The sequence below is a fragment of the Luteibacter sp. ME-Dv--P-043b genome (assembly GCF_030209605.1).
Classification (GTDB): domain Bacteria; phylum Pseudomonadota; class Gammaproteobacteria; order Xanthomonadales; family Rhodanobacteraceae; genus Luteibacter.
The window spans coordinates 1-12,967 of sequence record NZ_JARVRT010000037.1 but is presented as its reverse complement, the minus strand read 5'-3'; the positions used below and the strand labels follow the sequence as shown (position 1 = coordinate 12,967).

At 67.1% G+C, this 12,967-nt stretch carries 15 protein-coding genes; 7 read left to right on the top strand and 8 right to left on the bottom strand.

Annotation, left to right across the window (positions count from 1 at the left end; translation table 11 throughout):
- Positions 1-50: 50 nt before the first annotated feature.
- Positions 51-485: a hypothetical protein gene (locus QRN34_RS16795; protein ID WP_285406250.1), complete on the top strand. Its 435-nt coding sequence runs from the start codon at positions 51-53 to the stop codon at positions 483-485.
- On the opposite strand, the gene QRN34_RS16790 is transcribed toward QRN34_RS16795, so the two are convergent.
- Positions 460-669: a hypothetical protein gene (locus tag QRN34_RS16790; RefSeq protein ID WP_285406248.1), complete on the bottom strand. Its 210-nt coding sequence runs from the start codon at positions 667-669 to the stop codon at positions 460-462. The genes QRN34_RS16795 and QRN34_RS16790 overlap by 26 nt on opposite strands.
- Before the next feature lie 160 nt (positions 670-829).
- Here QRN34_RS16790 and QRN34_RS16785 point away from each other — a divergent pair, with 160 nt between their 5' ends.
- Both QRN34_RS16785 and QRN34_RS16780 read left to right on the top strand, forming a co-directional pair.
- Positions 830-1,120, top strand: coding sequence for a hypothetical protein (locus QRN34_RS16785; protein WP_285406246.1), 291 nt, complete (start codon positions 830-832; stop codon positions 1,118-1,120).
- A gap of 115 nt (positions 1,121-1,235) precedes the next feature.
- Positions 1,236-2,477, top strand: a complete 1,242-nt coding sequence (locus tag QRN34_RS16780) for a hypothetical protein (protein ID WP_285406244.1) — start codon at positions 1,236-1,238, stop codon at positions 2,475-2,477.
- Here the strand turns inward: QRN34_RS16780 and QRN34_RS16775 are convergent.
- Both QRN34_RS16775 and crcB read right to left on the bottom strand, forming a co-directional pair.
- Positions 2,409-3,851 carry an MFS transporter gene (locus tag QRN34_RS16775; protein WP_285406241.1) on the bottom strand — a complete coding sequence of 481 codons (1,443 nt, stop codon included), beginning with the start codon at positions 3,849-3,851 and terminating at the stop codon, positions 2,409-2,411. The two genes, QRN34_RS16780 and QRN34_RS16775, sit on opposite strands and share 69 nt — an antisense overlap.
- A gap of 1 nt (position 3,852) precedes the next feature.
- Positions 3,853-4,242, bottom strand: a complete 390-nt coding sequence (crcB, locus tag QRN34_RS16770) for a fluoride efflux transporter CrcB (RefSeq protein ID WP_285406239.1) — start codon at positions 4,240-4,242, stop codon at positions 3,853-3,855.
- Positions 4,243-4,356: 114 nt separating this feature from the next.
- On the opposite strand from crcB, the gene QRN34_RS16765 reads away from it, so the two are divergent.
- A complete protein-coding gene (locus QRN34_RS16765; protein ID WP_285406236.1) occupies positions 4,357-5,625 on the top strand; it encodes a multidrug effflux MFS transporter in 1,269 nt (422 codons plus the stop codon).
- A 28-nt stretch (positions 5,626-5,653) separates the two neighbouring features.
- Here QRN34_RS16765 and QRN34_RS16760 read toward each other — a convergent pair whose 3' ends face one another.
- Genes QRN34_RS16760 through QRN34_RS16740 form a run of 5 tightly spaced genes read right to left on the bottom strand, consistent with a single transcriptional unit; the run spans position 5,654 to position 8,609 of the window.
- Complete coding sequence (locus QRN34_RS16760; RefSeq protein ID WP_285406234.1) at positions 5,654-6,133, bottom strand: hypothetical protein; 480 nt, start codon at positions 6,131-6,133, stop codon at positions 5,654-5,656.
- Complete coding sequence (gene minE, locus QRN34_RS16755) at positions 6,130-6,393, bottom strand: cell division topological specificity factor MinE (protein WP_285406232.1); 264 nt, start codon at positions 6,391-6,393, stop codon at positions 6,130-6,132. Before minE ends, QRN34_RS16760 begins: the two co-directional genes overlap by 4 nt.
- Positions 6,394-6,395: 2 nt before the next feature.
- Positions 6,396-7,208 (bottom strand): septum site-determining protein MinD, encoded by an 813-nt coding sequence (minD, locus tag QRN34_RS16750; RefSeq protein WP_036140080.1) that lies wholly within the window; start codon positions 7,206-7,208, stop codon positions 6,396-6,398.
- Between the two features lie 34 nt (positions 7,209-7,242).
- Positions 7,243-8,019 carry a septum site-determining protein MinC gene (minC, locus tag QRN34_RS16745; RefSeq protein WP_285406228.1) on the bottom strand — a complete coding sequence of 259 codons (777 nt, stop codon included), beginning with the start codon at positions 8,017-8,019 and terminating at the stop codon, positions 7,243-7,245.
- Entirely contained in the window at positions 8,016-8,609 is a 594-nt protein-coding gene (locus tag QRN34_RS16740; RefSeq protein ID WP_285406226.1) for a GNAT family N-acetyltransferase, read from the bottom strand. The genes minC and QRN34_RS16740 overlap by 4 nt, the downstream gene beginning before the upstream one ends.
- Before the next feature lie 220 nt (positions 8,610-8,829).
- Between QRN34_RS16740 and QRN34_RS16735 the strand changes: the two genes are divergently transcribed.
- The 3 genes from QRN34_RS16735 (at position 8,830) to QRN34_RS16725 (ending at position 12,335) form a co-directional block, all read left to right on the top strand.
- Positions 8,830-10,089, top strand: coding sequence for a sensor histidine kinase (locus QRN34_RS16735; protein WP_285406223.1), 1,260 nt, complete (start codon positions 8,830-8,832; stop codon positions 10,087-10,089).
- The gene (locus tag QRN34_RS16730) at positions 10,086-10,727 is read left to right on the top strand and encodes a response regulator transcription factor (RefSeq protein WP_036140086.1); all 642 of its coding nucleotides are present in this window, start codon (positions 10,086-10,088) and stop codon (positions 10,725-10,727) included. The genes QRN34_RS16735 and QRN34_RS16730 overlap by 4 nt, the downstream gene beginning before the upstream one ends.
- Before the next feature lie 228 nt (positions 10,728-10,955).
- A complete protein-coding gene (locus tag QRN34_RS16725) occupies positions 10,956-12,335 on the top strand; it encodes a polyketide cyclase (RefSeq protein ID WP_285406220.1) in 1,380 nt (459 codons plus the stop codon).
- Positions 12,336-12,967 lie beyond the last annotated feature (632 nt).

The following is a 12,967-nucleotide window of genomic DNA, read 5'->3' as shown; positions in this document are numbered from 1 at the left end:
CGACACTCTCCACCCGCCGGCGGACGCCGGTGGGCAGGGGGTGACGCAACATGTCTTACGTCGGGCGCATGTACTTCCGGTTGTTCGTGCCGAGCCTGCTGGCCCTCGGCGCGGGCGCGCTGGCGGCCGGTGTGACCAAGGCGGCCCAGCAGATGCCCGGACCCTTCGGCCTGGCCTCCCTGTATTCCAACCTCCCGGGCTGGCTGCTCGGTCTCGGCACCGTCGTGGCTGCGGCCCTGGCCGCCTTCCAGCTGGTACGCCTTCGTCTGTGGGAGCGCGGCGTGCTGGGTGCGTGTTATGTATGCGGCTGTCTGCTGGGTTCGCCGCGCGCGGCACGGCGCGGGTTGGGTACGACGCGGAAGTGCATGGGCTGCGGCAAGGTGCACGGCACCAATCACCGGCTGATATCGACCGTGGTGCCGCTGGCGGTGGCCGTGAAGGACGGCGCCGGTGCGCCGGTCAGGAGCGTACGTTCGTCACCGTGATGCGGTGACCGATGCACTCCAGCAGCTCGCGCAACGCCTCGGCACTCTCGACCGTGGTGTCCGCCTCGAGCGACAGCCACAACGTGTCGCCCGAAAGACCGTGGATCTTCTCGTTGAACTGGATCTCGATGGCGACCTTGCCACCGGGCTGGACCACCGATACCTCGAAATTGCGTGACTGCACGTGCTGGCTTCCCCTGGTGGACTGGCTGTCTGTCGTTAAGCCGGCATTTTACCGGGCTGGCCGGGGAAATGCTGTCCGTATCGGGTGATGCGTGAACCACGGCACGTTCACCCATTCGCCACGGCCCGACCGGTTAAAAGGTCTGCACGAGGAGACGCCCATGCTGCAACTGAATCCGCCGCTGCCCATGAATACGCCCAAAGGCGAGGGTTTTGCCCATTTCCTGATCGATTACGGCCCCGAATCCGACCTCTACTGGACGGTATTCATTACGGCCACGGGCGAGATCTGGACCTTCGCCAACCGCGAGGTGCGGGCGTCCAAGAACATCACCATCGGCCGTACCGCGCCCACCGCGCCGACACCCCGCCAGGCCCCGCCGGCGCGCCGCCCGGCCGAGGCACGCGAGCCCGGCGTGCTGCCGTTTGCCGTGGCCGACGCCCCGGTCTGACCGACCTCGTCCGCTCGGTATAGGTCGTCTGGCGATCTGTGCCTGATAGGGGTGGGGTGGCACATTGGCCCTCCAAGGGGCGCCATGTCGGCGCCACCCTCATATGGGAGGCCAGATGCAGACGGAGCCGCGGTTGCCGGTCATCGTGATGGGGCGCGGGCCGACGGCGCTGGGTATCCTCCGTAGCCTGGAGCTTGCCGGCATTGCCGCGTACGTGGCCTGCCCGCGTAACGACCTGGTCACCCGATCGCGTTATTTCCGACCCGTGCCGGGGTGCCCGGCATGGGACGGCTCGCCGGGACAGCACGCGCTGGAAGCCCTGGCGGGATGCTTCCTGCCGCGCGCGGTGATCATTGCCGGCGCGGACGACGCGGCGCTCTGGCTGGCCGAGCTGCCGCACACCGCGCTGGGCTGGCGCTTCCCGGTCAGCACCGCCAGCCGCGAGGCGCAACGGTTGCTCCAGGACAAGTCGGCGTTTGCCGGCTACCTCAAGGCGATCCACGTACCGCACCCGCGCACTTTCCGGCTGACGCACGCCGGCGACGTCGATGTCATTCCGTTCGACACCCTGGGGCGGGTCTTCCTCAAACCGGTCAACTCGCAGAAGTTCAGCGATGTCACGGGCGTGAAGGGACTATGGGTCGAGGGCGCCGACGCGCTGCGCGAGGCGTGGGCACGTTTCCATGCGCAGGGGTTCCGGGTCATGGCGCAGGAATACGTGCCCGGACCGCCCAGCGAACACGTCTTCGTCGACGGCTTCCGCGATGGGCGGGGCGGGTATGCGGGCCTGTTCGCGCGGCAGCGCCGGCGGATGTCACCACCGGACTTCGGCAACAGTTCCTGCTCGCACGCCGTGCCGCTGTCCGCCGTGCCGGAGGCCGTGGACAGCATCCGCCGCGTACTCGACGGGCTGGACTACCGGGGCATCTTCAGCGCCGAGTTCAAGCGCGACCCGCGCGATGGCGCATGGCGCCTGATCGAGGTGAACACGCGCGCCTGGACCTACGTGGAGTTCGCGGCGCGTCGCGGGGTCAACGTCTGCGCCATGGCCTGGGAAGATGCCCAGGGCCTGCCCGTGACACGCGCACCATCCGACTACGGCACCGGCAGCTGCATCGACCTGTACCACGACATCGCCAGCGTGCGTTGCTCGCCCGCGGCGCAGCATCCCGGCTGGATACGCCTGGTTATCGAATGGCTGCGCGCCGACCTGCACGTGTTCCGCCTGGATGATCCCGCACCCGCCTGGCACTTCATCCGGGGCCTGCTGCGCAAGCGCTTCGTTGGCTCAGTCCGCGCGACCCAGCGGCGCGGCGATGTCTTCGAGGGAGCGTCGCTCGGCGGCGATACCAAGTAGTCCGGCTGCCAGTGCGCCGACCAGCATCAGCGAGGCGCCCAGCACGTAGCCCCAGCCGATCGCGGCGCGCTCGCCGCTGCCGATGAGCTGGCCGAACAGCCAGGGGCCGGCCACGCCGCCCAGCGCCGTGCCGAACGCATAGAAGAGGGCGATGGCCAGCGCGCGCAGCTCCAGCGGAAAGCTTTCGCTCACGGTGAGGTACGCGGAACTGGCCGCCGCCGACGCGAAGAAGAACACCACACTCCACGCCATCGTCTGCGTGCGCGCATCCAGGTAGCCGTGGACGAAGAGCCACGCCGTGACGAACAGCAGCAGGCCCGACAAGGTGTACGTCGCGACGATCATCGGTCGCCGTCCCAGTGTGTCGAACAGCCGCCCGAGCAACAGCGGGCCGAGAAAATTGCCCGCCGCGAACGGCAACAGGTAAAGGCCCACATCGGCGTCGCTGACGCCGTAGAAGCGCCCCAGCACCAGCGCATAGGTAAAGAAGATGGCGTTATAGAAAAACGCCTGCGTGGCCATCAGCACCAGCCCGAGCACCGTCCGCTTCGGATAGACGCGGAACAGGGTGGTGGCGACGTCGCCCATCGACAGCCCGCGTGGACGCAGGCGCAGGCGGGGTAGCGGCTTGTCCGGCGGCGGCGCGTCCAGCCGGCGCTCGATGTCGGCCACCACGGCCTCGGCCTCGGCGACCCGGCCATGTAGCATCAGCCAGCGCGGGCTTTCCGGAATCCACCGCCGCAGGAAGAGGATGCCCAGGCCCAGCACGGCGCCCAGCCCGAAGGTAAGTCGCCAGCCAAGCTCCGCGGAAACCCAGCCCGTGTCGAGCAGGCCCACGGCGGCCAGCGCGCCCATGGCCGCGCCGATCCAGAAACTGCCGTTGATGACCAGATCGGTATGGCCACGGTAGCGCGCGGGGATCAGCTCCTGGATCGCCGAATTGATCGCCGCGTACTCACCACCGATGCCCGCGCCGGTGAGCGCGCGGAAGATCACGAACGTGAGGAAGTTGGGCGAGAAGGCGGTGGCCGCGGTCGCCACGAGGTAGAGCCCCAGGGTGATCGTGAACAGCTTCTTCCGTCCCAGACGGTCGGTCAGCCAGCCGAAGAACAGCGCGCCGACGACGGCGCCGACGAGGTAAAGGCTGCCTGCCAGCCCGACCTGGCCATCGGTCAGGTGCAGCACCGGGCTGGACTTGAGCGCACCGGCGATCGAGCCGGTGATGGTGACCTCCATCCCGTCGAGCACCCAGGTGATGCCCAGAGCGACCGCCACCAGTGTGTGGAAGCGACCCCAGCGCAGGCGGTCCAGCCGCGCGGGGACGTCGGTATCGACCAGGCCGTCGTCGACGGCCCCGTGCGTTGCGCTTGTCATGTCAGGCGTGCCTCAGCAGGGCGCGGGCGATCATCAGCCCGGTAATGGTCAGGCCGATGGAGCCGGCCACGTTCACGGCCACGTTCGCGGCAAACCACCCGTACTGCTGGCGCAGCAACAGCCCCGCGGACTCGGCGGAGAAGGTCGAAAAGGTGGTCAGGCCGCCGAGGAAACCGGTGGCGACCAGCAGGCGCGCTTCGGCCGGCAAGGTCTGGAAATGGTCGAACACCCCCAGCGTGACGCCCATCAGCAGGGCGCCGGCCAAGTTGGCGCACAGCGTGCCCAGCGGCACGTCGGGAAACAGCGGATTGAGCGCCAGCGCCAGCCACCAGCGCAACAGGCTGCCCACGGCGCCGCCGATACCCACGGCCAGGAAACCGGTGTAAGCCACATCACCCCCCGCTACGTTAGGACACCCCGATTATGGGTGCCTTTGCCGCGGAAGGGGGAGGGCCGCAGTACCTTGCCGGTATACTCGCAAGTCCCTGCACGTATTGGCTGCCGAATGAATCCCGCGCCGCGCGATCCGAGGCGTTACCTGCCGTTCCTGCTCGCGGCCCTCTCGATGATCGGGCCGTTCTCGATCGACGCCATCTTCCCCGGCTTCCCCGATATCGGCCGCGATTTCCATGTCGGCGACGTGGCGCTGCAGCAGCTGCTCAGCGTCTACCTGTTGGCCTACGCGGTGATGAGCCTCTTCCATGGCGCGTTGTCCGATGCGTACGGGCGCAAGCCAGTCATCGTGATCTCGATGGCCATCTACACCCTGGCCTCGGTCGGCGCGGCCATGGCCCCCAGCTTCGCTTTCCTGCTGGCCTGCCGCGTCTTGCAGGGCCTGTGCGGCGGCGCGGGCATCGTGGTCGGGCGTGCCGTCGTGCGTGACAGCATGCACGGCGAGGAAGCCCAGCGGATGATGTCGAAGGTGATGATGATCTTCGGCGTGGCCCCCGCCATTGCACCCATCGTCGGCGCATGGCTACTGGGCATCGACGGCTGGCGCGGCATCTTCTGGGCCCTGACCGGCTTCACCATGCTGCTGACGCTGGGCGTGGCGTATTTCCTCGTCGAATCGCATCCCGTCGAGCGCCGCACCGTGTTCCGGCCGCGACCGCTGCTGCACGGCTACGCCGCCATCCTCGGCGACCTTCCGTTCTGGCCGCTGGCCATCGCCGCCTCGGTGAACTTCGCGGGCCTGTTCCTGTACATCGCCTCCGCACCCCACCTCATCCGCGATTTGCTCGGCCTGGGCGCGAGTGGCTTCCCATGGCTGTTCGTGCCGGTGGTCAGCGGCATGGTCTTCGGTGCGTTCATTTCCGGCCGCGTGGCCGGCCGGGTGAGTGCGGCGCGCACGGTGTCGTGGGGCTACGTGTCGATGCTCTCGTCCTGCGCGATCAACCTCATCCTGGCGCTGACGCTGGATCATCCGCGTGTGCCATGGTCGACGTTGCCACTGGCGCTCTACGGCTGCGGCGTGCAGCTGGCCTTCCCGACACTGACGCTCCTGCTGCTGGACCGTTTCCCGGATCAGCGCGGCGGCGTGTCCTCGGTGCAGGCGTTCGGCAGCCTGATCCTCACGGCGCTGGTTGCCGGCGTGCTCTCACCGGCACTGTCGGCCAGCATGCTGACGCTGGCCATGGGGGCGACGTCGATCTGCCTGATCGGGTTGGCGGCGTGGCTCTGGTATGCGTCGCTGGAGCGGAGGCGGCTGGCGCTTGCGAAAGCGTGCGCGGCGTCGTCGGTGGTGTCGCAGATCGAGCGGAATGAGCCGGGGTGAGTGGGCGCTTCGCTGCTGGCAGGCGATATCAGCCCACCGGCAACCCACGCTCCACAAGAAACGTCCTCGCTTCCGTCGCATCCTGCTCGAACCACGCCCGCGTCGAGCCCAGGCGATAGGTATATCCCCACCGATCCATGTCTTCCATGATCCTTGCACTGCCCACCGAGGGCAGCTGCCCGCCGAGCACGATCTGCAGGTAGCAGGTCGCATCCTCTTCCTCGATCGAGTCCGTGGCGTCGGTATGCACGAGCGCACGCTTCTCCGCCGGCAGCACGATCAGGTGGCAGGCTTCGTGGAGGAGGGAGTGAACGGGGGTGTCGGCGCGGGCGTAGACCGTCGTGCCGATGATGCCGGCTTCGGTGTCGCCCCAATAACTGCCGGGAATGGCTTCGCCGTCGGCGACCTCGATGAGGGTGAGGCCGAAATCGAGCAGGCGTTGCCGTGGTTCGTCGAAGCCGATGTCGCCGACGCGGAGGACCGCGTCGGCGGGATCGGACGAACTCATATCGCGGACTTGCCGTCCGGCAGGGCCACGGAGAGTTCGAGCACTTCGTGGCCGCTGTCACGCTCGAGCGTGACGTTGACCGCCTCGACATCGACGTTGACGTACTTGCGGATGACTTCGAGCAGCTCGTTGCGCAGCAGCGGCAGGTAGTCGGGACCGCCGCGCGTCGAGCGCTCCTGGGCGACGATGATGCGCAGGCGTTCTTTCGCGACGCCGGCCGTCGCTTCGGGTTTACGCTTCAGGAAATCGAGGATACCCATGCTCAACCTCCGAACACGCGCTTGAGGAAGCCCTTCTTGACCGGCTCGAGGAAGCGAAGCGGACGCTCTTCGCCGAGGATACGCGCTACGGTGTCCTTGTAGGCGGCACCGGCGTTCGAGTTGTCGTCGAGGATCACCGGTACGCCGGCATTGGACGCGGCCAGCACGTTTTCCGATTCCGGGATGACGCCCACGACGTTGATACCGAGGATGTCCTCGACGTCCTTCACGCTGAGCATCTCGCCGGCTTCGACGCGATTGGGGTTGTAGCGGGTGAGCAGCAGGTGCTGCTTGATCGGGGCCTCGCCCTTTTCCGCACGGCGCGTCTTGCTCGACAGCAGGCCGAGGATGCGATCGGAGTCGCGCACCGAGGATACTTCGGGGTTGACCACGACCACGGCATGGTCGGCGAAGTACATCGCCAGGTGGGCGCCTTTCTCGATGCCCGCCGGGGAGTCGCAGACGACGAAGTCGAAGTTTTCCTTCGCCAGTTCGTCGAGCACCTTTTCCACGCCTTCCTGGGTCAGCGCATCCTTGTCGCGGGTCTGCGAGGCCGCCAGCACGAACAGGTTTTCGTGGCGCTTGTCCTTGATCAGCGACTGCTTGAGCGTGGCCTCGCCGTGTACGACGTTGACGAAGTCGTACACCACGCGGCGCTCGCAGCCCATGATGAGGTCGAGGTTGCGCAGGCCGACGTCGAAGTCGATGACCGCGACCTTCTTGCCCTGCATGGCGAGACCGGTGGCGAGGGAGGCACTGGTGGTGGTCTTGCCGACTCCGCCCTTGCCGGAGGTGACGACGATGATTTCTGTCAAGAGATGTCTCCGAATGTTACTGCGACGGACGGCATCAGAGCCGCGCGACCATGAGTTTTCCACTGTCGAGCCAGCATTGCACGGGCTGGCCCTCGAATTCTTTGGGCATGTCTTCGAACACGCGGTAGTGCCCGGCGATGGCGACCAGCTCGGCGCGGAAATCGGAGCAGAAGATGCGTGCCGATTCGTCGCCCTGGGCGCCGGCCATGGCCCGTCCGCGCAGGCTGCCGTAGACATGGATGGAGCCGTCGGCGATCACTTCCGCGCCGTTGGCCACGGCGGCGGTGACCACGAGGTCGCGATCGCGCGCATAGACCTGCTGGCCGGAGCGGACCGCGCTGCCCGTGTGGTGCTGCGCGGTGATCGCACCGGTGATATCGGTGTCGTTGTCGTCGAGCGGCGCGCGGGCGGCTTCCACGCGGCCGGGCGCGGGCGGCGCGACCTGCACGGCGGCATCGCCTGAGGCAGGCTCGTACTGTGCGCGGAACTTGGCGATCAGCGGCAGGTTCATGCGCTCGGCGAGGGCCTCGGTCTCGGCGGTGCCGTAGGCGATGCCCACCGGCAGCATGCCCGCACTGCGGATGGCCTCGAGCAGGGCATCCACCATGCCGTCGTCGGGCAGCTTGGGCAGGTGCGAGAGGTCGAGCACCACCGCGGCGCGGTTGAACATCTGCGGCGCGGCGCGCACGCGGCGTTCCAGTTCCTCGACCAGGGCCGCGGCATCGACGCGGCGCAGGCGCACGCAGGCGATGCCGACCTGGCCGAAGCGCAGGTCGCAGGCGCTGTCGAGGGTTTCGGCGCGGGCGTTCATGCGTTCACCTGCGCGGCGGCCGGCGGCTCGCGCTCGCTCAGCCAGGGCACGGCGGGCAGGCCGTCCTGTTCGAGGTAGCGTTCGCGTACGAAGGGAAAACTGGGCAGCTCGCGGGCGAGCAGGCTGACCTTCGGGCCGTCGTGGCCCATCTTTTGCTGGCCCACTTCCTGGAAGCCCATCGTGCCGTGGAAGAGCACGGTCTGGTCGTTGCGGGGTTCCAGGAAAACTTCACAGGTCAGGAGCGGCACACGTACCTCGGCGTAACTCTGCACATCGCAGTAGAAGATGCGGCCCAGGCCATGGCCGCGCAATTCGGAAGCGATCACGATGCGATCGATATACACGAAGCTTTCGTAATGGGCCTGGAACCAGCGGAAATTGGGACTGGCGTAATCGGCATCCTGGCGCATGGCGATGAGGAAGCCGAGGATGCGGCTGTCCTGTTCGGCCACGCGGAAATAGTGCGCGACGTCGTAGAGGTGCCGCAGGCGGGACATGTCCGTGGCGAGGATGCCGGTGCCTGCCTCGTTATTGAGCGCCAGCACGGCATCCAGGTCGTGCTCGCGCACGTCGCGGATGGCAAGGGCCATTCGTTGCTCCGCTTGAGTGTTCTTGGAAAGCGACCCCCGGGTCGCGGATGACCCGCATTATGGCATGGGGAGCGTCGGTAGGCGCTGTATGCATGCCAGTCGCGACGGCCCGGCGCCCGCTGTTAACCGCTAGTTAAAAGCTCACCGGCGTCCGGCCGGTCTGGTCCCCGTGCCATCCGTCAGGTTACGGCCTTGTCCCGTGCCGCCCTATGATGCGGTCATGTCCAAGCTCCAGTTCAACCACGTGCGGCTGCTGCGCTACGCCACCTACCTGGCGTACCTGTGCGCCGGGCTGCCGTTGTCGATCCAGCGCGCCGGCAACCAGCCGGGCCAGATCGGCGACATGGCCCTGCTGGCCTGGATCGCCTGCTACCTGGTGTTCGGTGTGGTCTATGGCCTGCTGACCCGCCAGCTGGGCTCCCGGGTGGACGGTTTCACCCGCGTGGCGGTGCTGTTGATCCTCACGGGCACCGCGCTGGCGGTGGGCGGGCTCAGCAAGAGCGGTGTCAGCGCCCTGCTGCTGGTCATCGTGGCCGCGGTGGTGCCGTGGATCATCAGCCTGCCGCTGGCCATGGCCTGGATGGTGCTGGCGCACGTGGCGCTGATCCCGCTGTTCTATGCGGCCGTCGGCTGGCCCCTGGTGGCCTCGGTGATGCAGGCGGTGCTTTATTTCGGGTTCTCGGCGCTGATGTTCATCGCTTCCCTGATCGCCAGCCAGCAGGCCGACGAGCGCGAGGAACTGCGCCAGCTCAACGCGGAACTGCGTGCCACCCGTGCCCTGCTGGCCGAATCCACCCGCATCGCCGAGCGCATGCGCATCGCGCGCGACCTGCACGACCTGGTCGGCCACCACCTGACCGCGCTCAGCCTGAACCTGGAGGTGGCCAGCCACCTCACCAACGACACGGCCCGCGAGCACGTGCTGAAGGCGCAGAAGACCGCGAAGCAGCTGCTGGCCGACGTACGCGAGGTGGTCAGCGAACTGCGCCAGGACGATGCCATCGACCTCACCCAGGCGCTGCGCAGCCTGACCGAGGGCGTGCCCGGGCTGAAGGTGCACCTGAGCGTGCCGCCGCGCTTCGGCGTCGAGGACCCCCGACGGGCCCAGATGCTGCTGCGCTGCGCGCAGGAAATCCTCACCAATACGGTGCGCCATGCCCATGCGCGCAACCTCTGGCTGGTGTTCCGCCATACCGGACCCGACGAGTTGTGCCTGGACGCGCGCGACGACGGGCGCGGCAATCATCCGTTCCACCCGGGCAACGGCCTGAACGGCATGCGCGAGCGGCTCGCCGAGTTCGGTGGCACGCTCCGTTTCGGTGCCGATCCTGCGGGCGGGTTCGCCCTCACGGCGCGCCTGCCCCTGGGCGAGGAGCCCGCGCTGGCCCATGCGCCGACGCGTCACACGCTGGAGGTCCCGGATGACGCCGAGGCCGTCCCGCGTGCCACACTTTCCGTTCCTTCCGAGGGCCATCCATGATTTCCGTCTGCCTCGTCGACGATCAGAACCTGGTGCGCCAGGGCATCCGCTCCTTGCTGGACCTGGCCGGGGACATCCGTGTCGTCGCCGAATGCGCCGATGGCGCCCAGGCGGTGCAGATGATTCCCCAGGTTCGCCCCGACGTGGTGCTGCTCGACCTGCGGATGCCCAACATGAGCGGGCTGGACGTGCTGCAGACCCTCGGCGCGCGCAACGAGCTGCCGCCAACCATCATCCTGACCACCTTCGATGACGACCAGCTGGTGCTCTCGGGCCTCAAGGCCGGCGCGCGGGGTTACCTGCTGAAGGACGTCTCGCTCGACCAACTGGTGGAGGCCGTGCGGACGGTGTCGGCCGGCGGCTCGCTGGTGGCACCGATGGTCACCCAGCGCCTGCTGGCGGGGGTGGGCCGGATACAGAACCAGTTCTCCAGCCTGGAACAGCCCGACCCGCTCACCGAACGCGAAACCGAGATCCTGCGCCTCCTTTCGGGGGGCTACAGCAACAAGGAGATTGCCAATTCGCTGCGGGTGGCGGAGGGCACGGTGAAGAATCACGTCTCCAACATCCTGTCCAAACTGGGTGTTCGCGACCGCACCCGTGCGGTGCTGAAGGCCCTGGAAATGGGCATCGTCTGACTCTGTCCGGGCGCAGGGGCGATGGCTGGCCGGTTTCCGGCCGAAAATCCGCTTGTGCAGGCTTGCGAAAAAGGGCAGGGGACCCAATGGCGTTCCCCGCCGGGAGCAGCTACCATCGGCTCTTTCGGCACTGGCTAACCCCAAGCCACGGGCCGATTCTTCAGGGGTGACCATGCGGCAACCGTCCGTGTGCGGAGCCTGTTCGTAAGACGTTCGGAGAACCGTGGAATGACGCGTCTGTTAGAATTTATCGTTGCCCTCGTCATCGTCGCCATTTTGGGCGTCGTTGCCGGTGTGGCTATGCCCTCGACGGGACACGTCGAGCGCGAAATGCTGATCAGCAAGGACTTGCGCCAGGTTTACGACGTCTTCAGCAACTTCCGTCGATTCCCGGACTACACAGCCCTTCGCTCCCTCGATCCCAAGGTCCAGTTCGAACTTTCCGGCAAGGCCTATGGCCCGGGCGCAAAGATCTCCTGGAAGGCCGGCGATCCCAAGATGGGTGACGGCTCGCTCGAAGTCGCCTCCATCGATCCGGATTTCTCCAAGATCTCCGATGCCGGCAAGGGCACCATTGTGTGGACGGTCAACAACGGCTGGCGCGGTAACGACAAGAAGTTCACCATCAACCTCGAGCGCACTGGCCGCAGCCAGAAGCTCGTGAAGGTGAAGTGGGCCTACGATGTCGATTACGGCTTCAACCTGGTCAACCGCTTCTCCAACCTCTACATCCATGGCGATCCGGACGCGCTGATCCAGTTCAGCCTGTCCAACCTGCAGAACCTGATGGCGGCGATCCCGAACATCGACTACAGCAAGATGATCCCGGCTATCGCCGAGCAGCCTGCCAAGCCGATCCTGTTCGTCTCCACCACCGCTCCGCGCACCCTCGACGACGTCGATGCGGCGTCGGACAAGGCGATGGGCGAACTGCAGGCCGCGGCGAAGAAGCTGGGCGTGAACATCGTCGGCCCGCGCATCACCTTCACCACGAACTGGGGCGACCAGAACTACAACTTCGACGTGGCCGCCGAGATCGACGCCACCACGCTGAAGATCAACGGTCAGGACGTGCAGCTCACCGCCGCGCAGCGTCCGGCACTCGACACCACGGCTCCGGCCGAGGCATCGACCGCCGCCGCCCCCGCCGCGGGCGACACCGCCGCCGCACCGGGCAGCAAGGACAAGCTGGGTCGCGTGATCGTGGACGGCAACGTCAAGGCCGTGCTCGCCTTCGGTGGCAAGGCCCTGAAGGCCGAGTGGAACGGCACCGGCGCGGGCCTGCCGCAGACCCGTCAGATGCTGGAAGCCTACTCGCAGACCCACGGCTACAAGTTCGACGACGTGTCGTTCCGCGCCTATGACATCCAGGTCAAGGCGCCGGTCAACAACAAGGGCACGGTCGAGGGTTACGATGAGCAGAAGTTCGAGGTCTACCTGCCGCTGCAGGGCGACAACCTGCCGGACCAGACCCCCGAGCAGGAAGCCGGCCTGAAGCAGCCGGGCCTGGAAGAATCGGCTCCCGCCGGCTCGTCCTCGGCTCCCGCCCCGGCCAGCACCGCCGCGGCTCCGGCCGAAGCCGGCACCGCGCCGACGATGGCCAAGTAAGCCTCTGGCTTGCAGGTCACACGAAAAACCCCGCTGGAGACAGCGGGGTTTTTTTATGGGCCTTGGGCTGTGGAGCAAGAGCCGGCGGGTGCCACCCTCGGGGCCACGCCTGCGGCGACCCGTCAAGGAAAGCCGCTCCGCGGCCATGTATTGATTGCCCTTCGGGCCCGGGTCGGGCTTCGAACGGGGATTTTCGATTCGCCATCCATGGCTCAGCGAAAATGGCCGGCCGTCCTGGCCGGCCCCCTTCGGGCCTTATCCGTTCGAAGCCCTCGCCTGCGGCTACCGGCCCCGAGGGTGACACCCGCCGGCTCTTCCTGACACTGAGGTTGCGTGGGGGGAGAGCGAAGAGCGGGGTTTCGCTTCGTTGCTGGGAACGCTCGCTTGCCTGGTGTGCATGGCATCGGTCGCCTTAGATACGTCGAGGGTTCGCGCACGTGCGTGTGCTCCTACCCCCAGAAGGCAGATCAATCGTTGGATATGCCACAACCGGCCCTACCCGTGAGGTAGGAGCCCACGATGTGGGCGAAAAGCCAACAAAGCGGCGACGCCACACCCTGCACGTCTGCGACCGCTCGCGTCACAACCCACCTCAGTCTTGGGAAGAGCCGGCGGGTAGCCCCCTCGGGGCC

Excerpts from the sequence above, each read along its gene's own strand:
- QRN34_RS16795 (WP_285406250.1), top strand. The coding sequence starts at position 51 with ATGTCTTACGTCGGGCGCATGTACTTCCGGTTGTTCGTGCCGAGCCTG.
- QRN34_RS16785 (WP_285406246.1), top strand. The coding sequence starts at position 830 with ATGCTGCAACTGAATCCGCCGCTGCCCATGAATACGCCCAAAGGCGAG.
- QRN34_RS16780 (WP_285406244.1), top strand. The coding sequence starts at position 1,236 with ATGCAGACGGAGCCGCGGTTGCCGGTCATCGTGATGGGGCGCGGGCCG.
- QRN34_RS16775 (WP_285406241.1), bottom strand. The coding sequence starts at position 3,851 with ATGACAAGCGCAACGCACGGGGCCGTCGACGACGGCCTGGTCGATACC.
- QRN34_RS16765 (WP_285406236.1), top strand. The coding sequence starts at position 4,357 with ATGAATCCCGCGCCGCGCGATCCGAGGCGTTACCTGCCGTTCCTGCTC.
- QRN34_RS16760 (WP_285406234.1), bottom strand. The coding sequence starts at position 6,133 with ATGAGTTCGTCCGATCCCGCCGACGCGGTCCTCCGCGTCGGCGACATC.
- minE (WP_285406232.1), bottom strand. The coding sequence starts at position 6,393 with ATGGGTATCCTCGATTTCCTGAAGCGTAAACCCGAAGCGACGGCCGGC.
- minC (WP_285406228.1), bottom strand. The coding sequence starts at position 8,019 with ATGAACGCCCGCGCCGAAACCCTCGACAGCGCCTGCGACCTGCGCTTC.
- QRN34_RS16740 (WP_285406226.1), bottom strand. The coding sequence starts at position 8,609 with ATGGCCCTTGCCATCCGCGACGTGCGCGAGCACGACCTGGATGCCGTG.
- QRN34_RS16735 (WP_285406223.1), top strand. The coding sequence starts at position 8,830 with ATGTCCAAGCTCCAGTTCAACCACGTGCGGCTGCTGCGCTACGCCACC.
- QRN34_RS16730 (WP_036140086.1), top strand. The coding sequence starts at position 10,086 with ATGATTTCCGTCTGCCTCGTCGACGATCAGAACCTGGTGCGCCAGGGC.
- QRN34_RS16725 (WP_285406220.1), top strand. The coding sequence starts at position 10,956 with ATGACGCGTCTGTTAGAATTTATCGTTGCCCTCGTCATCGTCGCCATT.